The sequence below is a fragment of the Mesorhizobium sp. M1423 genome, from assembly GCF_040317575.1.
GTDB lineage: Bacteria > Pseudomonadota > Alphaproteobacteria > Rhizobiales > Rhizobiaceae > Mesorhizobium.
The window spans coordinates 412,357-432,268 of record NZ_JAMYKU010000001.1 but is presented as its reverse complement, the minus strand read 5'-3'; the positions used below and the strand labels follow the sequence as shown (position 1 = coordinate 432,268).

Here is a 19,912-nt window from a genome sequence, read left to right as displayed (position 1 = left end):
TCAGCCCGGGTCGGCGGTGAAGCCAGCCGCCTCGATGCCAGCGATGGCTGCCGTTTCATCATTGTCCGACGTATCGCCGGAAATGCCGACGGCGCCGATGATCGTGCCAGCCTTATCGCGGATCAGCACGCCGCCGACGACCGGCAGGACGCGTCCGCCCGACACGTCGGAGACGCCGGCTATCAGATGCGGGCGCTCCTTGGCGAAAGCCTCCACCCGGCGCGAGCCCATGCCGATAGCGAGCGCGCCATAGGCCTTGCCGGCCGACATTTGCGGACGCAGGAACGAGGCGCCGTCCTGACGCTGGAACGAGACCAGATGGGCGCCGGCATCGAGCACCGAGACGCCAAGCGGCCTGAGCTTGAGCTCGGCACCCTTGGCAAAGGCGGCGGCGATGATCTCAAGGGCTTTGTCGAGCGTCAGTGCGGTCATGGCCGCCTCCTAAACGCGCCAGTTATCAACCGGCAGAACAGATCGCGGTGAAAACTGTTCCGCGTACGAAACGAAGCAATGCGATCCAAGGAGCGCCGGCTTATTTCTTCTTGGCGCGGGACTTCTTCACCGGCGCCGGAGGCGCATTGGCCAGGTCTTCCGCTTCCTTGGCGAGGCGCAGCGCCCGCAGCTTGTTGGTTTTGGCCTGGCGAGCGTCGCTCTCGGCGACATATTCCGCCATGGCCTTCTGGCGCACCGTGGCTGCCTCTTCCTGTTTCTTGAAACGCAAATCGGCCCGCGCACGGGCAGTGTCCTTAGAGTTCTCGACCAAGAGCGTTATCCAATCCGGTAAATTATCTTCAGTCCCTTGATAGCAGAGCCAGCCCGCAATTGGGAAAATAAGTTGGTCATGGCGCCGGATCGCACCCGACTCGCTCCGCATTGCGGGCGATCACCGCATCGTATGCGGCCTGCAAGGTCGCGCGCACGGTGGGTCCAGATGGGGCGGGAGACGCACCCAGATGCTCGTGGCGCAACTCGTTCATAAACTTATCCCACATCGGCGGGCCGCCTTTTTCCAGAAGCTCGGCACGGATAGAGAGCTCTTCGCTGACCGGCAGCCAGACGCGGCCCCAGGCGCCGAGATGCGCCAGGATCGGCACCAGCGTAATCGCCATTTCGGTCAGGCTGTAGATCGCCTTTTGCTTGTGGGAGGGATCGTCCGCCTTGGTCAGCATGCCGAGCTCCATCAGCCGCTTCAGCCGGTCGGCGAGGATGTTGGAGGCGATGCCCTCCATCGAGCCATTGAGCAGTTCGCGAAAGTGGCGTCTGCCGCCGAAGATGATGTCGCGAAGGATGATCAGGCTCCACCGATCGCCGAACACTTCGAGCGACAGGTTGATCGGACATCCGGACCGGCGATCGATGTTCATGCGAATCTCCAAAAACCGGTTGCATTATCGTATCGGTTTTAATATCGTGCAACCGATTGCAAATTGCAATCGGATTTGCGGCCCGAGGAGGAAAGCCATGAGAAACGCCGAACACCCCGAAATCGTATCCCAGACGTTCGGCGATCCGGCACATCCGGCGGTATTGTTGATCATGGGCGCCATGGCTTCCATGCTCTGGTGGCCGGAAGCGTTTTGCCGAAAGCTGGCCGGCGCGGGTCGCTTCGTGATCCGCTATGACAATCGCGATACCGGCCGTTCGACCAAATACGCGCCGGGCGAGCCGCCTTATACATTCGACGACATGGCGGACGATGCCATCCGCGTCCTTGACGACCAGGGAATCCGAAAGGCGCACGTGGTCGGCATGTCGATGGGCGGCGTGATTGCGCAGCTCGTTGCGTTGAAATACCCGTCGCGTGTCACTTCGCTTACGGTGATCAGCAGCTCGCCCTTGGGCATCAATACGTCGCATCTGCCCGGAACCACCGAGGCCTACAGGAAACATTCGGCCGAAGGCGCGAAGGTCGACTGGTCTGACCGTGGCCAGGCGGTCGATTTCATCGTCAAGGACGCGCATGCGCTCACCGGCACCGCACGCTCATTCGACGAGCAGCGCACGCGGGCTTTCGTCGAACAGGATTACGACCGGTCCGGCGGCTTTCTAAGCGCCACCAACCATTTCATGCTCAAGAGCGGCGAAGATCGGAGCGGCGAGGACTGGACGGGGCGGCTGCACGAGATGAAGATCCCGCTCCTCGTTATCCACGGCACCGACGATCCGATCTTTCCAGTCGAGCATGGCGCCGCTCTTGCCGACGCGGTCGCCGGCGCAAGGCTGGTCCGGATCGAGGGCGGCGGCCACGAGCTGCATCCCGACGACTGGGCCGCGATCATCGATGCCATCGTCACCCACAGCCAAGCCAAATAGGGACCGAGCCTGACCTAGACCCCGAATTTCCTCGAGATGAACCACCTAAGGAACGAACAACAATGTCCTTGACTATGCACCTTCATCCACTGGCCTCCTTCTGCTGGAAGCCGCTGATCGCGCTCTATGAGAACGACACGCCATTCACATCCGTCGTCGTCGATCTCGGCAATGAACAGTCGCGCGCGGCGTTTCTGAAATTGTGGCCGCTCGGCAAGATGCCGGTACTGCGTGATGAAGCGCTGGATCGGACCGTGCCGGAATCGACAATCGTCATCGAATATCTCAACGCGTATTATCCTGGGCCGGCCGAACTGATCCCCGCCGATGTCGATCTCGCTCGCCAGACCCGGCTCGCCGACCGCTTCTATGACTTCTACGTCCAGGAACCGATGCAGAAGATCGTCGGCGACCGGCTGCGGCCGGAGGGCAAGACCGATCCGTTCGGCGTCGAGCAGGCCCGCGCCCAGCTGCGCAGCTCCTACGCCGTCATCGAACAGGACATGCAGTCGAGGACATGGGCGGTGGGCGGGAGCTTCACCATGGCCGACTGCGCCGCCGCCCCGCGCTGTTCTACGCTAACAAGGTCGAGCCGTTCGGCGACAAATATCCTGCGGTGAGGCGCTATCACGACCGGCTGCTGCGGCGCCCGTCGGTTGCCCGTGTGATCGAGGAAGCGCAGCCCTATTTCAAGCTCTTCCCCTACAACAACGGCTAGAGAGTGGTTCATCGTTTCACGGAAACGCCGAACCGCTCTATCCTTTTGTTTTTTGCGCAATTCCGGACGGAAAACCGTTTCACACTTTTCCTGGAATTGCTCCAGGCCCGAGGCTGCACGAGCTGCCCGACGCGCGGACGACGCCTCTCAGCTTCCGGGTGAACCGAGCTGCTCTGCATCCCAGAACTGGTCGAGCCAGATGTTGAGCTTTAGGAAGCCGGCATTGCTGACCGTATAGACGCGCCTGGTGCCTTCCGGCTTGGCGTTGACCAGCCCGGCATCAAGCAGCACCTTCAGATGCTGCGAAACGGCCGGGCGGGACACCGGCAAGCCAGAGGCCAGTTCGTTGACGGTCTTCGGTCCGCGCCGGAGCTCTTCCAAGAGATAGCGCCGGTTGGGATCGGCAATCGCCATGAAGGCGTCGGAAAGCATCATGCCTTATTTGTGGGGCAAAGCGTCTCGAATCTCAACCGTCGGTTTCAGCTTTTCTGCGCGGGTCGAGCCGCAACGCTTCCGGCGTCACCGAGCGGTCGGCCGGCTGGGTCTTGAAGGCATCGCGGCCTTCGATTGGCACCGGCGCGCGACGGCTGATGCGCAGCAGCGTATAGGCGGCCAGGCAGAGATGCGCCAGCGCAGTAGCCAGGAACAGCCCCTCGGGACGCATCCAGCCCATCAGGCCGGCGGCCAGCAGCGGGCCGATCATCGTGCCGAAGCCATAAAGCAGCAGCAGGCCGCCCGACACTTTGACGAAGTCTTCCGATCGGGCATGGTCGTTGGCATGCGCCACCGCGATCGAATAGAGCGTGTAGGCGAAGGCGCCGTAGGCGGCGGTGCAGACGATGACGAAGACGCCGGAGCGCGGTTCGAACAGGAAGATGGCGATGGCGAACAGCGCAGCGCCGAAAGCCGCGCCCGCCAGCACGAAACGACGGTCCGTCGTGTCGGAGAGCCGCCCGGCCGGAAGCTGCATGGCGGCGCCGGCGATGACCACCAGGCTCATCATGAGCGCGATCTCGGCCGTCGAGATGCCGATGCGAGCTCCATAAACGGCACCAAGCGTGCCCCAGGCGCCGTTGGCGATGCCGATCAGCACGCAGGCGATCGCCGACACCGGCGAATTGACGTAGAGCCCTTTGACGTCAAGCGACACGTCCTGCAGCGGCTTGGGGTGCGACGCCGTCGAGACCGCCGTCGGGATCAGCGATAGGCAAAACAGAATGCCGGTGATCATGAATAGCGACGCCGATTTCACATCGCCGCCGGCAACGATCATCTGACCGCCCATGATCGAGGCATAGGTGACCATCATGTAGAGGCCGAAGACGGTGCCGCGGTTTTCGTTGGTGGCCTTCTCGTTCAGCCAGCTTTCGATGACCATGAAAGCACCGGCCATGGTGAAGCCGGTGAAGGCGCGCAGCAGGATCCAGGTATATTCATCAATGATCAGGCCGGTGAGCAGTGCGACGATCGCCCCCGATGCGGCAAAGGCGCCGAAAGCCCTGACATGACCGGCGCGGCGCACGATGCGTGGCGCAAAGAAGCAGCCGGTGACGAAGCCGCCGGCCCAAGCCGTGCCCATCAGGCCGAGCGATGCGGTCGAGAAGCCCTCCACCTGGCCGCGCAGCGGCAACAGCAGCCCGTGCAGCCCGGATGCCGCCAGCAGGAACGCGGTGCCGCGCAGCAGCGAGAGGATCGGTCTGTAGCTTGCGAACATTGTTCAATCCGGCTGGGGTTCGGGGCACAGGTCTGGAGACAGCGGCATTCGGGCTTTTCGGCGGCGTGCCCGAGCTTTTGGAATTGCCCGCAGTACTATCCGCGGCGAAACAGCGCCTCTGCCGCCGACTTGGTGGAGCCCTTGGTCATGAGCTCGGCTTCCAGCCGGGCGATCTCGCCGCGCAGGATGCCGATCCGCTCGGACAATTCATCGACAGAAAGCAGCGACAGATCCTGCCCGATCTCGTGCGGGCGCGCTTTCTTCTTGGGTTCGTCGTCGAAGACCGCCATCGTCGCTCCTCCGTGATTGCCCATTTGCCTGATTTGCCAATGAGCATACATAGGGCAGGGGTATGGATGCAAATGGCAGGCAACAGCTGGCGCTAGAAACCGGCGAAACACGACGGGAAAATTCATGGCGAACGCACAGAAAATTCCGGCCAGGATGATGGCGATCGCCATCTCGGAGCCGGGCGGGCCGCGGGTGCTGAAACCGGAAACCCGCGACGTGCCGGTACCCGGCCCTGGCGAGATCCTGATCCGGGTGCGTGCCGCCGGCGTCAACCGGCCCGACGTGCAGCAGCGCAAGGGTGCCTATCCGCCGCCGCCAGGTGCGTCGGATCTGCCGGGCCTGGAAGCGGCGGGCGAAGTCGCCGCCCTCGGCGACGAGATATCGCGCTGGCGCGTCGGCGACCGGGTCTGCGCGCTGACGGCGGGCGGCGGCTATGCCGAATATGTCAAGGTTCATGCCGGCAGCGTGCTGCCGCTGCCCGCCGGCTTTACCTACACCGAAGCGGCGGCGCTGCCGGAAAACTACTTCACTGTTTGGCACAATGTCTTCGAGCGCGGCGGCCTGAAGAGCGGCGAGACGCTGCTCGTGCATGGCGGCTCATCGGGTATCGGAACGACGGCGATTCAGCTTGCTGCCGCTTTCGGCGCTTATGTCGTCACCACCGCCGGCAGCAAGGAGAAATGCGACGCCTGCCTCAAGCTCGGCGCCGACCGGGCGGTCAACTACCGCGAGGAGGACTTCGTCGCCGCGGTCAAGGAGGCAACCGGCGGCAAGGGCGCCAACGTCATCCTCGACATGGTCGGCGGCGATTATGTCGCGCGAAACTACGAGGCTGCGGCCGTGGAGGGCCGCATCGTCCAGATCGCGACGCAGGGCGGAGCGGTGGCGAGCGCCGATTTCTTCAAAATCATGGCCAAGCGGCTCGTGCACACGGGTTCGCTGCTCAGGCCACGCACGGTGGACTTCAAGGCGGCAGTCGCGGCTGCGCTGGAGGCGCAGGTTTGGCCGCTGCTCGGCACGCGCAAGGTTGCACCGGTGATGGACACGATCTTCCCGCTCAAGGAAGCCTGGCGGGCGCATGAGCGGATGGAGGAGGGTGAGCACATTGGCAAGATTGTGCTCGATGTCGCCTGACGGCCGGTAAACAGGCTGAACGAAGGCTTAATGGTGCAATGCAACAAACGCATTGCCGCCATGCAAAAGCGTCTGTTCAATTTTTCATCGCCGATGCCTATTTACGCGGCATCGAAACGATGGAGGACTACCATGAACCCGATCCGCGCTTTCCGTAACTGGCGCATGTACAACGAAACCGTGCGCGAACTGAACCGGCTGAACGCTCGTCAGCTCAATGATCTCGGCATCAACCGCGGCGACATAGAGAGAATCGCCCGCCAAGGGCTTTGATCTCGAGCACGATCCTGTCCGAAGACCGGGCGCTGCTTTTCCGCAACGCCGAGCCGCGGTTCGGGATCAAGCCTTAGAAGCCAGAGCCGTAGCAGACGGATTTCCGTCGTCGGTTCCGAGCCCGCCCGACCTTGGTCTGGCGGGCTTTGTCTTTTTGAAGCTTTCGACTGCATGGCTTCATGTGCCGACCCTTCGCGGTCTGCTGGTCGCGCCGCCATGCCGTCCTTGACGCGCGCCTGCCAAAAACATTGCGAAATGGCGAGTGAGCAGTTATATAGACCGCGATTTTCCCATTTTGGTGGCTGTAAACCACCGCCCGCGCGGGAACGCGGGCGAACGAGAAGGATTTTTGTAATGGCCAATACGCTGCTGATGCCAAAAGCGACCGCCGTCTGGCTGGTTGACAACACAGCGCTTTCCTTCGAGCAGATCGCGCAGTTCTGCGGACTGCATCCGCTTGAGGTCAAGGCGATCGCCGACGGCGAATCTGCGCAAGGCATCAAGGGTATGGACCCGATCATGACCGGCCAGCTCACTCGCGACGAGATCGCGCGCGCCGAGAAGGACCCGAACCACCGGCTGAAGCTCTCCGACCCCAAGGTGCGGGTGCCGGAATCCAAGCGCAAGGGTCCGCGCTACACTCCGCTGTCCAAGCGCCAGGACCGGCCCAACGCCATCCTCTGGCTGGTGCGCAACCATCCCGAGCTCAAGGATGCGCAGATTTCCCGCCTTGTCGGCACGACGAAGTCGACGATCGACCAGATCCGCGACAGAAAGCACTGGAACTCCGCCAATCTCCAGCCGATGGATCCGGTGACGCTCGGCCTGACGTCGCAGATCGACCTCGACATGGAAATCAACCGCGCTTCGCGCGGCCGCGAGCAGGCACAGCCGGTCGGCGATACGCTGCTGCCGGCTGCCTTGACCGAACGGCTGGTGCCGGCGTCGGAAAAGCCAAAGGACGAGGATCGCGAACTCGACGCCAACGCCGTCTTCGCCAAGCTCTCGGCGCTGAAGTCGAAGGACAAGGATACGGACGAAGAGGAATAGAGGTCTCGCATCCAAAACAAAAAGCCCGCTTTCAAGCGGGCTTTTTTTTCGATCTTCCGTGTCAGCTTCGCGCCGCCCGGTCCGGTGCCATGCCGTAGTCCTCGCTGCGTTCCACCGCGCGGTAGAAATCGGCGAGCTGCTTGCCGCGCTCCGGCTTGAAGGTGCGGCCGGCGATGACCACGGAGGCGATGCGGTCGATGCGGAAGGCGCGGAAATCGGCGCGCATCTCGCACCAGGCGACCAAGGTCCACACCTTGCCCCAGAACCACAGGCCGAGCGGGCGGATGTCGCGCGCGGTGCTGCGGCCGGCCTCATCCGAATAGTCGATGGTCAGCACCTGACGTTTCTCGATGGACCGCTCAATCAGGTCGATGGCTTCGCGGGCGGCGTCGCTTACCACCCACATCGGCGTGTGGATCTCGGTGCGGGCGATGCGGTCCTTTTCGGCGTCGGGCAGCACGGCGCCGATCTTGACCAGCGCCTCGTCGGCGGCTCGCGCCATGGCCGCGCCGCCAAAGGCGCGCACCATGCGGGCGCCGGCGACCAGCGCGACGATCTCGTCACGCGTGAACATCAGCGGCGGAAGGTCGAAACCCTCCCTCATCATGTAGCCGACACCGGCCTCGCCGTCGATCGGCACGCCGGTCGACTGCAGGTCGGCGATGTCGCGATAGATGGTCCGATCGGAAACCTCGAGCCACGTGCCCAGCTTCTGGGCGGTGACCAGACGGCCACCGCGCAGGTGCTGCACGATCTGGAAGAGCCTGTCGGCGCGGCGCATCGTATGGTCCCTCGGCGTCTATTGCTCCAGCCCTTCGCGCTTGCGCTTCGCGGCGACGGAGGCCGCGCCGAAGGACAGTTTCCTCGTTGTCGGCGTGCTTGCGTCGAGCACCCCCCAGAACGGCGCAATGTCGCCCAGCGCCATGCCACGCTCAAGATCCTCGTTGGCGGGCTCGGCGACGGTACGCAGATGATAGCCGATGGTGACCGGACATGTCACCTCGGCACTGTGCTCGATGGCGAGCGCCATGCGCAAAGCCCGGATATCCATGTCCATGCCTTCGGGGATGGCGCGGATGAATGCATCGACCTGGCGAGCTGTAGGAACCAGCATCGGCTGGCCTTCGACGACATCAGCGATGGTGCGTGGCGACGGTGTTATGCCGTTGATGCCAGGCGTGTTCAGCCTGTCGGTCCAGCTTTTCATCGATCGTCCTCTCGGCCGTCCGTCTCTGACGGCCATCCCACTATGGCACGAGCCTCCTGACACCATACTGTCAGGAGGCTTCAGCATGCCTGTTTAAGCTCATCGCCGGGCCGCATCCAAACGCCGGGCAGAAAGATTGCCTCAGTTGCCGCCATTGTGGCGGTCGCCATACATGTCCGGCCAGCCAATATCCTTGCGGATGTCCGCCGGCAGGGTGTTCATGAAACGCTGGGTGCGGATCTCATTGCGCATCGTCCGGATCTTGCCGACATAGTGCTGCACGCTACGCAGAATGGTAAAACCGTTCATGGCTGGTCTCCTCTCTTTCGATGCAGGCACTATCGCACACCCCTACTGACAGCAGTCTGTCAGGAGGGTGCGGCTCTCATGACCGGCGTTCCAATTTGTCCACCGAAGTGATCGAACAGTACTGAAAAGAGGCGTGCCGCGGTGGAAAGACCGCGATCGCGGAGCCGCTTTGACAGTCAGCCGCGATGCTGATCAAAGGCTGCATGTCGAAACTTCTCGCGCTCGTCATCATCGCCATGATGGTCATCCAGCTCATCAAGCCGCTCGGCTGGCCGGGGCTGAAGCGGCGCAGCGATTTCTGGAAGCTGGCGCTGTTGGCTATGGCCGCGATTTCGATTACGGCGGTGCTCGGACACTGGACGTAATGCATGTCGCGCAAAAGTGTGCAGCGGTTTTGCGCCAACGACATACATAAAACAAAGAACCTAAAGCGCGTCGCATGAGGCCAATCGAACGCGACGCGCTTTAGTGCCGGCAGCCGCTACGCGACGCCCGGTTCGTTGGCGAGCACCAAGCCGGCCAGATGTTCCGCCCAGGCGCGGTAGCCGGCTTCCGAAGCATGAAATCCATCCGACGCAAAGCCGGCCTCGGCGTCAGTGATCGGCAGGCGGGGCGCCGGTATGGCGCCGCGCTCGAGGCAAAGGCGCTCGCCCATCCGGTTCATCTCGCCGGCGCGGATCTCGAGGATCTTGCCGAGCAGCGGCGGCATTGCCGGCGCCCGGGTGAACTCCAGCACCGGCGACCACACCACGCGCGCCTCCGGCCATTTGGCGCGCAGCGCGTAGAGCAGGCCGCCAAAATCGCGCTTGAAGCGCGGTACCGAATGAAAATTCTTGGTGTCGTTGGTGCCGATGGCGAGCACGATATGCGTCCACGGATCGGCCGACAGATTGGGCAGCACATGATCGCGGATCTGGCCAGAGGTTGCCGAGTTGAAGCCGGCTGCCCGCCAGCGCACGGTGCGGCCGGTGCGTTGCGCAATTAGAACGGCCAGTTGCGCGGCCAATCCGTTTTCGGAATTGCCGATGCCGACTGAGGCGGCGGAGGAATCGCCGAGCACCAGCAGCGAGATTGCCGGCGCCTGGCCTGATATCTCGTGCATGACCGGACCTTGTGCCGGCAGCATGCGGGTGGTGCGGCGACGCACGCCAAGTCCTTGCCAGACATAGACCGGAAAGGCGAGCCAGGTGAGAAGGGTCGGAAAGCGCCGCATGGCAAATCCCTTTTAGGGCACAGCGAACAGCACTTAGCGCATGTTGCACTGAAGGTGAACGACCTTGCAGCGACAGCCTGTCGCCTCAATGGCAGCAGTCATGCGTCCCGGATTGGTCTTCATACTCGTCATGCAGCCGCACCCAGTCGGCGAGGCTATGATGCGGCCCGGTTTCGTTGCGGCCTTTCGGCGTCAGGTCGAGATAGTGATAGGCGCCGATCAGCGGATCGCCGCCTCTGGAGCGCGAGATGAAAGTCAGGAAGATGTCGCCTTTCTCGTCGCGATAGAACACGCTGGTGCCGGGAAGGTCCTTCGATCTCCGCGCGCGCCGCTCGAAATTGTAGGTCGTGTCGCCGGCCGCGATCTGCTTGTCGGTGAATGACACCTGCATATCGAAGTTGAAGTCCGAGGCGTAGGACGACACCCAGTCGAATTTCCAGCCCATGCGCTGCTTGTAGGGCAGAAGCTCGGCCAGCGGCGCCCGCGCCACCACGACAAGCGAAACATCGTGGTGCCTGAGATGCTGGTTGGCGCCGTCGATGTGGTCGGCAAGGAACGAGCAGCCCTCGCAACGATAATCGGCGCCCGGCCCGAACATGAAATGGTAGACGATCAACTGGCTGTTGCCGCCAAACAGGTCGGGCAGTTTCTTTGGCCCTTGCTCGGTCTCGAAGACGTAGTCCTTGCGGATCTTCAGCCATGGCAATTCGCGGCGTTCGGCGGCGACGCGGTCGCGAAAGCGCGTCAATTCCTTTTCGCGCGCCAGATGCGCCTTGTGCGCCTGAAACCAGTCTTCCTGCGAAACGGTCTTGTTGTTTGGCATAGGTCTGCTCCTCTTTTCACGGAGGACGTTCGGCAGCGAGGAATGCCGACACCGAGCTGCATTTCAGTTGCAAGAAAATTGCAGCCCTTGCTGCTTTCAAGCAAAACCCGGGCACGTGGCCCGGGTCGGGAGAAACGCAAGATGGATTCGGTTAAGCGGCTTGCTCCAGCGACGGCTGCCATTGTCCAAGCGCTGCCAGATGGTTCATGTGGGCGCGATGGGCGAAGGCGGCCTGCGCGGCGGCGACGTTCGCCGCCTTGCCGCTCCAGGCCTTCTGCGGAGCGGCCTGCAAGGCGCGGCCGTAGGAGAAGGTCAGCTTCCACGGATGCGGGCCGATGGCGTTGATGGCGTTGAGGTTGGCGGTCGCTTGCTCGTCCGATTGTCCGCCCGAAAGGAAGGCGATGCCTCCGATCGCGGCTGGCACCGTCTCGCGGAACAGTTTTATCGTCCTTTCGGCGACCTCGTCGGGGCTGCTGACCTTGCCCGATTTCTTGCCGGCGAGAACCATGTTTGGCTTCAGGATGGTGCCTTCGAGGACGACGCGGGCCGCATAGAGCTCGGTGTATAGCTTTGTCAGTGTCGCCTTGCTGATCTCGTAGCAAGTGTCGATGTCATGAGCGCCGTCCATCAGCACCTCCGGCTCGACGATCGGCACGATGCCGGCTTCCTGGCAAAGCGCGGCGTAACGGGCGAGCGCATGGGCATTCGAGCCGATCGAGGTGGCGGAAGGCACCCCCTTGGCAACATCGATGTCGATTACCGCGCGCCATTTGGCAAAGCGGGCGCCAAGCTTGTAATAGTCGGCGAGGCGTTCGCGCAGGCCGTCCAGGCCTTCGGTGATGGTATCGCCGGGAAATCTTGCCAGAGGCTTGGCGCCGGCGTCGACCTTGATGCCGGGAATGGCGCCTGATGCCTTGATGATGTCGACCAGCGGCGTGCCGTCGGCGGCCTTCTGGTGGATGGTCTCGTCATAGAGGATAACGCCGGAAATGTACTTGGTCATTGCATCGCTGGCGCGGAACATCATCTCGCGATAGTCGCGGCGGCTGTCGGCGGTCGACTCGACGCCGATGACGTCGAAGCGCTTCTTGATAGTGCCGGAGCTCTCGTCGGCAGCCAGCAGGCCCTTGCCGTTGGCCACCATCGCGGCGGCAATGTCCTCGAGACGTTCGCTCATCGTGCTTCTCCTGAAAGAATTGACCCGTACCCAGCAGACCACCAGAGCAATGCAGGTTCAAGTCGAACCCTTTCGTCGGAGAAGCGCGAATCGATTGAAAATCGCGAGCGCACTGCTTCGCGCTGTTATTAACGCCGCGCTCAGCGCTTCAAGACGTCGACGCCGGGCAAGGGCTTGCCTTCCATCCATTCGAGGAAAGCACCGCCGGCCGTCGAGACATAGGTGAAATCATCGCTGACGCCGGCATGGTTGAGGGCGGCCACCGTATCGCCGCCGCCGGCCACCGAGACCAGCCTGCCGGCCTTGGTGCGCGCTGCCGCGTGCCTGGCCGTCGCCACCGTCGCATGGTCGAACGGCTCGATCTCGAAGGCGCCGAGCGGCCCGTTCCAGACCAACGTCGCGGCACGGTCGATCCATTCGGCAATGGTTTTCACGGTTTTCGCGCCGACATCGAGGATCATGCCGTCGGCTGGTACGTCTGCAATGGCGACGGTCTCGCTTGCGGCACCGGCCTTGAACTCCCTGGCGACAACGGCGTCGGCGGGCAGGATGATGGCGCAGCCGGCCTCGGCCGCCTCGATCATGATCTGCTTGGCGGTGGTCGCGAGATCGTGCTCGCACAAGGATTTCCCGACGTCGGTGCCGCGTGCCGCGAGAAACGTGTTGGCCATGCCGCCGCCGATGACCAGCGCGTCGACCTTCTTCACCAGGTTCATCAACAAGTCGATCTTGGTCGAGACCTTGGCCCCGCCGACAATGGCGACAACCGGGCGGACGGGATTGCCGAGGCCCTTTTCCAGCGCATCGAGCTCGGCCTGCATGGTGCGCCCGGCGAAGGCCGGCAGCACGTGCGCCAGCCCTTCCGTCGACGAATGGGCGCGGTGCGCAGCGGAGAAGGCGTCGTTGACGAAGATGTCGCCGTTGGCGGCGAGCTTTTCGGTGAAGGCCGGGTCGTTCTTCTCCTCGGCTTTGTAGAAGCGGGTGTTCTCGAGCAGCAGCACATCGCCGCTTTCCATGGCGGCGACGGCGCTCGCGGCCTTGTCGCCGATGCAGTCGGTGGCAAAGCCAACCGGACGGCCGAGCACGTCCGCCGTCGCCTTGGCGATCGGCTCGAGCGAGAATTCCGGCGCCGGTCCATCTTTGGGACGACCGAAATGTGCAAGCAGGATGACCTTGGCGCCCTTGCCGGACAGCTCGGCGATGGTCGGTACAATGCGCTCGATGCGGGTGGCGTCGGTGACCTTGCCCTCAGTGACGGGAACGTTGAGGTCGACACGCACCAGCACACGCTTGCCGCTGATATTGCCGATGTCGTCCAGTGTCTTGAAGTCGGCCATGCTGATCCCTTTCGCGAAAAATCGCGGGGACCTTACCCCGCATCAACGACGATGCAAGACCTGCCTGACGGTTCTGCTTAAGGGTTCACGGAAAATGTGATCGCGTGTCGAAGATGAAGCGCCCAGCGGGAGCGAGATGGGCAGCAATGGCGCGAAACGCGCCGACATATGGCTTTACCGGTTGCGCACCACAATGCATGCGCCGCCGACGCTGTGCAGCTTCTGGCAAATATCGTCGGCCTTGGCTTTGGTGTCGGCGCCGATCCGCACCGCATAGATGCCGCGCCTGCCGATCGGTGTGCGCACCCGGCTGACCACCGGATTGCGACCGCTGAGCAAGGCTGGAAACCGCCGTTTCACATTGCTCCACTGATTGAGCGCCGCGGCGCGGCGGAAATTGCCGGCCACCTGCACGCCCCATGGCTTGATGTTGATCGACGACATCGGCACGGTTCTGGACATGATCACCGGCAGCGTGCGGCAGGCGGCAGCGAAGCTCGCCTTCTTGTCGAGCGGCCGGATGACGCCGGCATACGCGGCATCGGTGAACCTGTCGGCCGGCTCGCCCATGACGTCCAAAACGTAGCTTTCGGTCTCCATCGGCAAGAAGCCGCCGGAATTCAGCCAGCGCGTCACCCGGCTCTCGCCGGCATTGTATGCGGCTGCGGCGAGGCCCAGATTGCCAAAGCCGGTCTTCATTTCGGCGAGGTATTTTGCCGAGGCCGGGATAGCCTGCTCGATATCGAACGAATTGGCGAGCCCGCGCATCTTGGCGGTACCCGGCATGAATTGGGCGATACCCTCCGCACCGACGGGGCTGACCGCATTGGGATCGAAGCGACTCTCCTTCCAGATCAGCCGGGCAAAGAAATCCCGGGGCAGGCCGTTCTGGTCGGCATGCGTCTCGATAAGATCGCAAACTCGATCGATCAGCTTCTGCTTGGCGGGCCGCGGCGGATCGGCCTGGACGGCTGTCGCCCAGCCCAGCCAGCAAATGACAACCAGCGTCGCCCCAAGCAAACGCCGCATCGAACTACTCCGCCGCGGCTTTGCCGTGTTGGCCAAACCGCCGTTCGATGTAGTCGGAAACCATTTTCTCGAAATCCGCGGCGATCGACGGGCCGCGCAGCGTCGCCGCCTTCTTGCCGTCGACGAACACCGGGGCGGTCGGCGTCTCGCCGGTGCCGGGCAGCGAAATGCCGATATCGGCATGTTTGGATTCGCCCGGACCGTTGACGATGCAACCCATCACCGCGACCTTGAGGTTCTCGACGCCGGGATATTGTTCGCGCCACACCGGCATGTTCTTGCGCAGGTCAGCCTGGATGTTCTGGGCAAGCTCCTGGAACACGGTCGAGGTCGTGCGACCGCAGCCCGGGCAGGCGGCGACGATCGGCACGAACTGCCGGAAGCCCATGGTCTGCAACAGCTCCTGCGACACCTGCACTTCTCGTGTGCGGTCGCCGTTCGGCTCCGGCGTCAGCGAGATGCGGATGGTGTCGCCGATGCCTTGCTGGAGCAGGATGCCCATCGCAGCCGATGATGCGACAATGCCTTTCGAGCCCATGCCGGCCTCTGTCAGCCCGAGGTGCAGCGCATGGTTGGAACGGGTGGCAAGCTCGGTGTAGACGGCGATCAGATCCTGCACGCCGCTGACCTTGGCCGAGAGGATGATTTTCTCGCGCGCAAGGCCGATCTCTTCGGCCATTTCGGCAGACAGGATCGCCGACTGCACGATCGCTTCGCGCGTCACTTCCTGCGCGGTCAGCGGAAAGCCTTGGGCCTGGTTGTCATCCATCAGCCGGGTCAGCAGCTCCTGGTCGAGCGAACCCCAGTTGACGCCGATGCGCACCGGCTTGTCGTATCGGATCGCCATCTCGACGATCGCCGCGAACTGCCGATCCCTCTTGTCCTTGAAACCGACATTGCCGGGGTTGATGCGGTACTTGGCCAAGGCCTCGGCGCAGGCCGGATGATCGGCCAGGAGCTTGTGGCCGATGTAATGGAAATCGCCGACCAGCGGCACGTCGATCCCGAGCCGCTCCAGTCGCTCGCGGATGGCCGGCACAGCGGCAGCGCTTTCGTCGCGGTCGACCGTCATGCGCACGATCTCGGAGCCGGCGCGATGCAGCGCCGCCACTTGCGCCACCGTCTGGTCGACATCGGCCGTGTCGGTGTTGGTCATCGACTGGACGACAACTGGGGCGCCGCCGCCGACCATCACGCCGCCGACGTCGACACCGACCGACCTGCGGCGCGGGAAGGGTGAGGAAAAATATCCGGTCATGCCGGCTGCCTTTAATCTTGAAGGTCCGGGCATGAGGTGGACGAGCAAAGATGGCTTGTCAATGGCGACTGGCGCGCAGACCTAGCAAATCGGAAATGACAAGACGGCAGCTTGCCGCAAATCCATAAGCGTTTCCGGCAGCATAGAGACATGCCACCGGAAAGAAATCGCGCGCCAGGCGGCGCAGCTAGTCCTGGATGGGCGTCAGTGCGTCGTCGGTTTCGCCTTCAGTTTTTCAATCTCGTCCTTGAGCGCCAGCTTGCGCCGCTTGAGATTCACGATTTCGAGGTCGTCTACCGACGGATGGGTCATCGCATCGTCGATTTCGCGTTCGATGTCGCCGTGTTTCCGCTGCAGCTCATCAAGATGGGATGCAAGAGACATGATTGGTTCTCCCTTTCATGGTTTCCTCGGATTGCAGCCGTCATGGCACGTCCACCGCAGGCTCGCTTCTGTGACGGCATAATGACAGTGTGCCACCATCGCGCACCGATGTCGAATGCTGCGTGGTAGCATTCCACGACAATATGAAATGTGGTATGGGCTGCGCGCCGGTGCAAGAAGACCCCCGGTCCCGCCCAATCAGGCCCATAGTTTGGGCGCCGCAGACGTGCAGACGGTAAAAATGTCCGATCAGGAACAGGCAGATATCCGCCTCGAATATTCCCGGCTGAAGCAGGAACACGCCGATTTCGACGCGGCCATCAATGCGATGATCGCCATGAATTGCGACCCGCTGCAGATCCAGCGCATGAAGAAAAAGAAGCTTTTCCTGAAGGACAGGCTGATGGCGCTGGAAGACAAGATCATTCCAGACATTATCGCTTGAATGGACGCCGGCGCTGGCCTGCTGAAAAGGCGGCCTATGCCGCGATCGAAAGCCGCGCGGCGCGCTCGAGCAACAGCTCTATCAGGTCATCGGTCTTTTCGGTCGAGGTATCGATGGGAACCACCAGGCACATCGTCGCCTCGACCCTGCCCGGCGCCGAAAAGACCGGCGCGGCCAGGCATTTCGTGTAGGCATCGACAAGGCCGGAGGTGACGCAGTAGCCGGCCGACTTGGCCACCGCGATATCGGCTATGAAATCGTCGAGCTGCAACCTGCGGCCGTCCGGCAGTACGAGGTCGTCTTCCGAGACCATATCCTCGATCGCTGCCCTGTCGAAGCCGGCGAGGAGCAGCCGCCCGGAAGCTGTCCAGGGAAGCGGTATTTGCAGACCCGTCGCCGAGCTGATCCTGAATGGCCTGGTTCCCGGGCTTGAATGGACGATGGTGTAGCGGCCGCTTTGCAGCATGCACAGCTCCGAGGTCTCGCCGGACTCGCGTGACAGATGGTCGACTTCCTGCCGCCCTCGCCTGAGCAGGTCGTTGCCCCGCACATAGTCCATTCCGTAGAGATAGAGCTTCTTTCCAAAATAGACCCGATTGCCGTCTCCGGCCATCTCCAGCAGGCCTGCGTCGACCAGCGAGCGCACCAGCGTATAGGTCGTCGACCGCGGTGCGTTCACCCCTCTGGCAAGATCGCCAATGCCGATCGCGCGCTGGGTCGCGTGGAGAAACTCCAGAATCTGGAGGACCCGGTTGAGGCCCTTCTCCCGCGAGCCCGAATTCTTGTCTTCGTCCAGACCGGCGTCCGGTCGAGCGGCCAAGGCATTGCCTTCTTGCATTATCGATTCCTGATGTTAATCTGTCTTGTACAGAGTACAGGCGTCCCTTGTAAGGGACAATGACGTCAGTTGCAACCGATGCCTGCGCTGCTGGTCCAACGGGGAACACAACACGAAGGAGGTCGCCGTGAACGACACATCCAAAAGGCGTGAATTTCTGAAACTGGGAATGGCCGGGCTTGCAACGGCCGGAGTGATGAGTGCCGCCACTGCGGTCGATGTCCAGAAAGCTGCGGCCCAGGCAGCGCCCGACAGCCTGCTGCGCACCGTTCTCGAGCGCGGCAAGGTGATCGTCGGCACCGGCAGCACCAACGCGCCTTGGCACTTCGAGAACGACGCTGGCGAGCTGGTCGGCATGGACATCACCATGGGGCGCATCCTTGCCAAGGGGCTTTTCGACGACCCGACCAAGGTCGAATTCGTCATGCAGGATCCGGCTCAGCGCATTCCAAACGTGACCACCAACAAGGTCGACATCACCATACAGTTCATGACCATGACCGCCCAGCGCTCGCAGCTGATCCACTTCTCCCGGCCCTACTACGTCGAGGGCATCGCCTTGCTGACCCTTCCGAACGCCGAAAACAAGACCTTCGACAAGCTGCTTGCCACCGGTTCGGCGACCCGGATTTCCATCCTGCAGAACGTCGATGCCGAGGCAAACGTGCGTATCGTCCTGCCCGAGGCGCAGGTAATGCAGATAGACACGCAGGCCAACGTGCTGCAGGCGCTGGAATCGAAGCGCGTCGACGCCGCCGCCGTCGATCTGTCGACGGTCCGCTGGCTCGCCTCGCGCAATCCGGACAAATACTTCGATGCCGGCAAGAGCTGGTTCTCGATGCTTTATGGTGCCGCACTGCGGCAGGGCGACCTCGACTGGCTGACCTTCGTCAACCAGACCTTTACCATCGCCATGTTCGGCCATGAAACGGCGCTTTATGACGCGGCGTTCAAGGATTATTTCGGACAGGAGCCGCCGGCCCGCCATCCCGGCTTCCCGGTCATCTGATGCAAGCAGGCGGAAGGGCAGCGCCCTTCCGCCTGCTTCTCCTCGGCAGCCCTCAGCATTGCGGGAGACGCATGGGCTATACCCTCAACTTCAACCTGATCTGGCGGCATTTCGACAAGCTCTGGGGCGGGCTCCTGCTCAGCCTCGAACTGGCCGTCATCTCGATCGCGATCGGCATCGTCATCGGGCTGCTTCTGGCGGTCTGGTACGTGTCGGCCGGGCGGGCGGTTCGGACCGTCATCGCGGCCTATGTCGAGTTCATCCGCAACGTGCCGCTGATTCTGCTCGTCTACCTGGTCTTCTACGGCCTGCCGACTGTAGTCGACATCGCGTACAGCGCGCAAACCTCATTCATTGCCACGCTGTCGCTCTATAGCGGCGCCTATCTGGTCGAGGTGTTCCGCTCGGGGCTCGAAGCTGTGCCGCGCGGCCAGCTCGACGCCGGCAAGGCGATCGGCCTGACGCCATGGCAAAGGCTGGTCCATGTGCGCTTGCCGACGATGCTGCGCATAACGCTGCCGGCGCTTTCCAACACATTCATATCGCTCTTCAAGGATACGTCCGTGGCATCGGTCATTTCGGTGCCCGAGCTCACCTACGGCGCCCAGTGGATCAACTTCAACACCTTCCGCATCGTCGAGGTCTATCTGGTGGTGACGGCGATGTACCTGTTGACCGGCTATGCGCTGCTTTTCGCGCTGCGGTTGGTCGAACGCCGATTCAGGGCGGTGCACTAGGATGATTGGCCAGATCGCCTATGCCTTGCCTTTCCTGGGTCAAGGATTTGCCCTGACGCTGTGGGTGTCGCTGCTGGTCGTGGTGTTATCGCTCATCGCCGGCGTGCTGATGGGCGTCGGCCTCGTCTATGGTCCGTCTCCGCTGCGCTGGGTGGTGCGCATCTTCAGCGACACCATACGCGGCATTCCGATCCTGGTGCTGATCTTCTTCGTCTACTACGGCCTGCCGGCAGTAGGGCTGCATCTGGAATCCTTTTGGGCGGCCGTGCTCGCGCTTACCCTGTTCAAGACGGCGCAGGTCATCGAATATCTGCGCGGCGCCGTCGGCTCGATCCCCAAGGGTCAGTCCGAAGCGGCGATGGCGATCGGGCTGACCTTTCGCCAGCGGCTGGCCTACGTCATCTTTCCGCAGGCGTTCAGGCGTTTCCTGCCGCCCTGGATCAACGGCGTCACCGACGCGGTGAAGGGCAGCGCGCTGGTCTCGCTGCTCGGCATCACCGACCTGATGCAGGCGATCAACCAGGTCATCGGCCGCACCTACGAAGCGATGCCGCTCTACATCCTCGGCGCGCTCGTCTATTTCGCCGTCAACTACGCCCTCTCCTTGGCCAGCCGGCGGCTGGAGCGGCGTTTCTCCTTCATCCGGGAATAGC

26 protein-coding genes and 1 pseudogene are annotated in these 19,912 nt (G+C 62.7%); 10 read left to right on the top strand and 17 right to left on the bottom strand.

All coding sequences use genetic code 11. The features are described from left to right. The 3 genes from NKG95_RS02235 to NKG95_RS02225 form a co-directional block, all read right to left on the bottom strand. Nucleotides 1-432 carry a GlcG/HbpS family heme-binding protein gene (locus tag NKG95_RS02235; protein ID WP_023720967.1) on the bottom strand — a complete coding sequence of 144 codons (432 nt, stop codon included), beginning with the start codon at nt 430-432 and terminating at the stop codon, nt 1-3. 100 nt (nt 433-532) lie between these two features. Beyond that, on the bottom strand, nt 533-763 hold the full coding sequence (locus NKG95_RS02230; RefSeq protein ID WP_023720968.1) for a hypothetical protein: 231 nt from the start codon (nt 761-763) through the stop codon (nt 533-535). A gap of 76 nt (nt 764-839) precedes the next feature. Beyond that, a complete protein-coding gene (locus NKG95_RS02225; RefSeq protein ID WP_352640174.1) occupies nt 840-1,364 on the bottom strand; it encodes a winged helix-turn-helix transcriptional regulator in 525 nt (174 codons plus the stop codon). A 97-nt stretch (nt 1,365-1,461) separates the two neighbouring features. Here NKG95_RS02225 and NKG95_RS02220 point away from each other — a divergent pair, with 97 nt between their 5' ends. After that, on the top strand, nt 1,462-2,313 hold the full coding sequence (locus NKG95_RS02220) for an alpha/beta fold hydrolase (protein WP_353039849.1): 852 nt from the start codon (nt 1,462-1,464) through the stop codon (nt 2,311-2,313). A 62-nt stretch (nt 2,314-2,375) separates the two neighbouring features. Continuing rightward, a pseudogene (locus tag NKG95_RS02215) lies at nt 2,376-3,031 on the top strand (glutathione S-transferase family protein). A gap of 147 nt (nt 3,032-3,178) precedes the next feature. Here NKG95_RS02215 and NKG95_RS02210 read toward each other — a convergent pair. The 3 genes from NKG95_RS02210 to NKG95_RS02200 form a co-directional block, all read right to left on the bottom strand. After that, nucleotides 3,179-3,466 (bottom strand): ArsR/SmtB family transcription factor, encoded by a 288-nt coding sequence (locus NKG95_RS02210; protein ID WP_023720972.1) that lies wholly within the window; start codon nt 3,464-3,466, stop codon nt 3,179-3,181. Nucleotides 3,467-3,497: 31 nt separating this feature from the next. Continuing rightward, entirely contained in the window at nt 3,498-4,745 is a 1,248-nt protein-coding gene (locus NKG95_RS02205; RefSeq protein ID WP_352480880.1) for an MFS transporter, read from the bottom strand. Nucleotides 4,746-4,840: 95 nt separating this feature from the next. Further along, a complete protein-coding gene (locus tag NKG95_RS02200; RefSeq protein ID WP_023720974.1) occupies nt 4,841-5,035 on the bottom strand; it encodes a DUF1192 domain-containing protein in 195 nt (64 codons plus the stop codon). Between the two features lie 124 nt (nt 5,036-5,159). Here NKG95_RS02200 and NKG95_RS02195 point away from each other — a divergent pair, with 124 nt between their 5' ends. The 3 genes from NKG95_RS02195 (at nt 5,160) to NKG95_RS02185 (ending at nt 7,493) form a co-directional block, all read left to right on the top strand. Then, on the top strand, nt 5,160-6,170 hold the full coding sequence (locus NKG95_RS02195; RefSeq protein ID WP_031194545.1) for an NAD(P)H-quinone oxidoreductase: 1,011 nt from the start codon (nt 5,160-5,162) through the stop codon (nt 6,168-6,170). 132 nt (nt 6,171-6,302) lie between these two features. After that, nucleotides 6,303-6,443 (top strand): DUF1127 domain-containing protein, encoded by a 141-nt coding sequence (locus NKG95_RS02190; protein WP_023720976.1) that lies wholly within the window; start codon nt 6,303-6,305, stop codon nt 6,441-6,443. Nucleotides 6,444-6,797: 354 nt separating this feature from the next. Next, nucleotides 6,798-7,493, top strand: a complete 696-nt coding sequence (locus NKG95_RS02185; protein WP_353039848.1) for a DUF1013 domain-containing protein — start codon at nt 6,798-6,800, stop codon at nt 7,491-7,493. Between the two features lie 61 nt (nt 7,494-7,554). Here NKG95_RS02185 and NKG95_RS02180 read toward each other — a convergent pair whose 3' ends face one another. The 3 genes from NKG95_RS02180 to NKG95_RS02170 form a co-directional block, all read right to left on the bottom strand. Next, the gene (locus tag NKG95_RS02180) at nt 7,555-8,274 is read right to left on the bottom strand and encodes a helix-turn-helix transcriptional regulator (protein ID WP_353039847.1); all 720 of its coding nucleotides are present in this window, start codon (nt 8,272-8,274) and stop codon (nt 7,555-7,557) included. An 18-nt stretch (nt 8,275-8,292) separates the two neighbouring features. Next, a complete protein-coding gene (locus NKG95_RS02175; protein ID WP_353039846.1) occupies nt 8,293-8,700 on the bottom strand; it encodes a hypothetical protein in 408 nt (135 codons plus the stop codon). 141 nt (nt 8,701-8,841) lie between these two features. Further along, entirely contained in the window at nt 8,842-9,009 is a 168-nt protein-coding gene (locus tag NKG95_RS02170) for a hypothetical protein (RefSeq protein WP_023720979.1), read from the bottom strand. Between the two features lie 203 nt (nt 9,010-9,212). Here NKG95_RS02170 and NKG95_RS02165 point away from each other — a divergent pair, with 203 nt between their 5' ends. Further along, nucleotides 9,213-9,374, top strand: coding sequence for a hypothetical protein (locus NKG95_RS02165; protein ID WP_008873884.1), 162 nt, complete (start codon nt 9,213-9,215; stop codon nt 9,372-9,374). A 116-nt stretch (nt 9,375-9,490) separates the two neighbouring features. Here the strand turns inward: NKG95_RS02165 and NKG95_RS02160 are convergent, their stop codons facing one another. The 7 genes from NKG95_RS02160 to NKG95_RS02130 all read right to left on the bottom strand — a co-directional run bounded on the left by NKG95_RS02160 (nt 9,491) and on the right by NKG95_RS02130 (nt 16,230). Further along, nucleotides 9,491-10,222 carry an SGNH/GDSL hydrolase family protein gene (locus tag NKG95_RS02160; protein WP_023720980.1) on the bottom strand — a complete coding sequence of 244 codons (732 nt, stop codon included), beginning with the start codon at nt 10,220-10,222 and terminating at the stop codon, nt 9,491-9,493. Nucleotides 10,223-10,307: 85 nt separating this feature from the next. Continuing rightward, the gene (locus NKG95_RS02155) at nt 10,308-11,045 is read right to left on the bottom strand and encodes a DUF899 domain-containing protein (RefSeq protein WP_023720981.1); all 738 of its coding nucleotides are present in this window, start codon (nt 11,043-11,045) and stop codon (nt 10,308-10,310) included. Nucleotides 11,046-11,196: 151 nt separating this feature from the next. Then, on the bottom strand, nt 11,197-12,222 hold the full coding sequence (locus NKG95_RS02150; RefSeq protein WP_023720982.1) for a class I fructose-bisphosphate aldolase: 1,026 nt from the start codon (nt 12,220-12,222) through the stop codon (nt 11,197-11,199). Between the two features lie 140 nt (nt 12,223-12,362). After that, nucleotides 12,363-13,559, bottom strand: a complete 1,197-nt coding sequence (locus NKG95_RS02145) for a phosphoglycerate kinase (protein WP_023720983.1) — start codon at nt 13,557-13,559, stop codon at nt 12,363-12,365. A gap of 174 nt (nt 13,560-13,733) precedes the next feature. Continuing rightward, nucleotides 13,734-14,588 (bottom strand): lytic transglycosylase domain-containing protein, encoded by an 855-nt coding sequence (locus NKG95_RS02140; protein ID WP_023720984.1) that lies wholly within the window; start codon nt 14,586-14,588, stop codon nt 13,734-13,736. Nucleotides 14,589-14,592: 4 nt separating this feature from the next. After that, nucleotides 14,593-15,846: a flavodoxin-dependent (E)-4-hydroxy-3-methylbut-2-enyl-diphosphate synthase gene (gene ispG, locus NKG95_RS02135; protein WP_352815080.1), complete on the bottom strand. Its 1,254-nt coding sequence runs from the start codon at nt 15,844-15,846 to the stop codon at nt 14,593-14,595. A 204-nt stretch (nt 15,847-16,050) separates the two neighbouring features. Next, the gene (locus tag NKG95_RS02130) at nt 16,051-16,230 is read right to left on the bottom strand and encodes a YdcH family protein (protein WP_023678481.1); all 180 of its coding nucleotides are present in this window, start codon (nt 16,228-16,230) and stop codon (nt 16,051-16,053) included. A gap of 241 nt (nt 16,231-16,471) precedes the next feature. Between NKG95_RS02130 and NKG95_RS02125 the strand changes: the two genes are divergently transcribed. Then, nucleotides 16,472-16,675 carry a YdcH family protein gene (locus tag NKG95_RS02125; RefSeq protein ID WP_023678480.1) on the top strand — a complete coding sequence of 68 codons (204 nt, stop codon included), beginning with the start codon at nt 16,472-16,474 and terminating at the stop codon, nt 16,673-16,675. 34 nt (nt 16,676-16,709) lie between these two features. On the opposite strand, the gene NKG95_RS02120 is transcribed toward NKG95_RS02125, so the two are convergent. Then, entirely contained in the window at nt 16,710-17,513 is an 804-nt protein-coding gene (locus NKG95_RS02120; protein WP_023720986.1) for an IclR family transcriptional regulator, read from the bottom strand. Between the two features lie 127 nt (nt 17,514-17,640). Here NKG95_RS02120 and NKG95_RS02115 point away from each other — a divergent pair, with 127 nt between their 5' ends. From NKG95_RS02115 to NKG95_RS02105, 3 genes are all read left to right on the top strand, one after another. Continuing rightward, on the top strand, nt 17,641-18,522 hold the full coding sequence (locus tag NKG95_RS02115; RefSeq protein ID WP_353039845.1) for a transporter substrate-binding protein: 882 nt from the start codon (nt 17,641-17,643) through the stop codon (nt 18,520-18,522). 71 nt (nt 18,523-18,593) lie between these two features. Further along, nucleotides 18,594-19,259, top strand: a complete 666-nt coding sequence (locus tag NKG95_RS02110; RefSeq protein ID WP_353039844.1) for an amino acid ABC transporter permease — start codon at nt 18,594-18,596, stop codon at nt 19,257-19,259. A 1-nt stretch (nt 19,260) separates the two neighbouring features. Then, the gene (locus NKG95_RS02105; RefSeq protein WP_352522809.1) at nt 19,261-19,911 is read left to right on the top strand and encodes an amino acid ABC transporter permease; all 651 of its coding nucleotides are present in this window, start codon (nt 19,261-19,263) and stop codon (nt 19,909-19,911) included. Nucleotide 19,912: the final 1 nt, after the last annotated feature.

Excerpts from the sequence above, each read along its gene's own strand:
- NKG95_RS02235 (WP_023720967.1), bottom strand. The coding sequence starts at position 432 with ATGACCGCACTGACGCTCGACAAAGCCCTTGAGATCATCGCCGCCGCC.
- NKG95_RS02225 (WP_352640174.1), bottom strand. The coding sequence starts at position 1,364 with ATGAACATCGATCGCCGGTCCGGATGTCCGATCAACCTGTCGCTCGAA.
- NKG95_RS02220 (WP_353039849.1), top strand. The coding sequence starts at position 1,462 with ATGAGAAACGCCGAACACCCCGAAATCGTATCCCAGACGTTCGGCGAT.
- NKG95_RS02210 (WP_023720972.1), bottom strand. The coding sequence starts at position 3,466 with ATGATGCTTTCCGACGCCTTCATGGCGATTGCCGATCCCAACCGGCGC.
- NKG95_RS02205 (WP_352480880.1), bottom strand. The coding sequence starts at position 4,745 with ATGTTCGCAAGCTACAGACCGATCCTCTCGCTGCTGCGCGGCACCGCG.
- NKG95_RS02200 (WP_023720974.1), bottom strand. The coding sequence starts at position 5,035 with ATGGCGGTCTTCGACGACGAACCCAAGAAGAAAGCGCGCCCGCACGAG.
- NKG95_RS02195 (WP_031194545.1), top strand. The coding sequence starts at position 5,160 with ATGGCGAACGCACAGAAAATTCCGGCCAGGATGATGGCGATCGCCATC.
- NKG95_RS02190 (WP_023720976.1), top strand. The coding sequence starts at position 6,303 with ATGAACCCGATCCGCGCTTTCCGTAACTGGCGCATGTACAACGAAACC.
- NKG95_RS02185 (WP_353039848.1), top strand. The coding sequence starts at position 6,798 with ATGGCCAATACGCTGCTGATGCCAAAAGCGACCGCCGTCTGGCTGGTT.
- NKG95_RS02180 (WP_353039847.1), bottom strand. The coding sequence starts at position 8,274 with ATGCGCCGCGCCGACAGGCTCTTCCAGATCGTGCAGCACCTGCGCGGT.
- NKG95_RS02175 (WP_353039846.1), bottom strand. The coding sequence starts at position 8,700 with ATGAAAAGCTGGACCGACAGGCTGAACACGCCTGGCATCAACGGCATA.
- NKG95_RS02170 (WP_023720979.1), bottom strand. The coding sequence starts at position 9,009 with ATGAACGGTTTTACCATTCTGCGTAGCGTGCAGCACTATGTCGGCAAG.
- NKG95_RS02165 (WP_008873884.1), top strand. The coding sequence starts at position 9,213 with ATGTCGAAACTTCTCGCGCTCGTCATCATCGCCATGATGGTCATCCAG.
- NKG95_RS02160 (WP_023720980.1), bottom strand. The coding sequence starts at position 10,222 with ATGCGGCGCTTTCCGACCCTTCTCACCTGGCTCGCCTTTCCGGTCTAT.
- NKG95_RS02155 (WP_023720981.1), bottom strand. The coding sequence starts at position 11,045 with ATGCCAAACAACAAGACCGTTTCGCAGGAAGACTGGTTTCAGGCGCAC.
- NKG95_RS02150 (WP_023720982.1), bottom strand. The coding sequence starts at position 12,222 with ATGAGCGAACGTCTCGAGGACATTGCCGCCGCGATGGTGGCCAACGGC.
- NKG95_RS02145 (WP_023720983.1), bottom strand. The coding sequence starts at position 13,559 with ATGGCCGACTTCAAGACACTGGACGACATCGGCAATATCAGCGGCAAG.
- NKG95_RS02140 (WP_023720984.1), bottom strand. The coding sequence starts at position 14,588 with ATGCGGCGTTTGCTTGGGGCGACGCTGGTTGTCATTTGCTGGCTGGGC.
- ispG (WP_352815080.1), bottom strand. The coding sequence starts at position 15,846 with ATGACCGGATATTTTTCCTCACCCTTCCCGCGCCGCAGGTCGGTCGGT.
- NKG95_RS02130 (WP_023678481.1), bottom strand. The coding sequence starts at position 16,230 with ATGTCTCTTGCATCCCATCTTGATGAGCTGCAGCGGAAACACGGCGAC.
- NKG95_RS02125 (WP_023678480.1), top strand. The coding sequence starts at position 16,472 with ATGTCCGATCAGGAACAGGCAGATATCCGCCTCGAATATTCCCGGCTG.
- NKG95_RS02120 (WP_023720986.1), bottom strand. The coding sequence starts at position 17,513 with ATGCAAGAAGGCAATGCCTTGGCCGCTCGACCGGACGCCGGTCTGGAC.
- NKG95_RS02110 (WP_353039844.1), top strand. The coding sequence starts at position 18,594 with ATGGGCTATACCCTCAACTTCAACCTGATCTGGCGGCATTTCGACAAG.
- NKG95_RS02105 (WP_352522809.1), top strand. The coding sequence starts at position 19,261 with ATGATTGGCCAGATCGCCTATGCCTTGCCTTTCCTGGGTCAAGGATTT.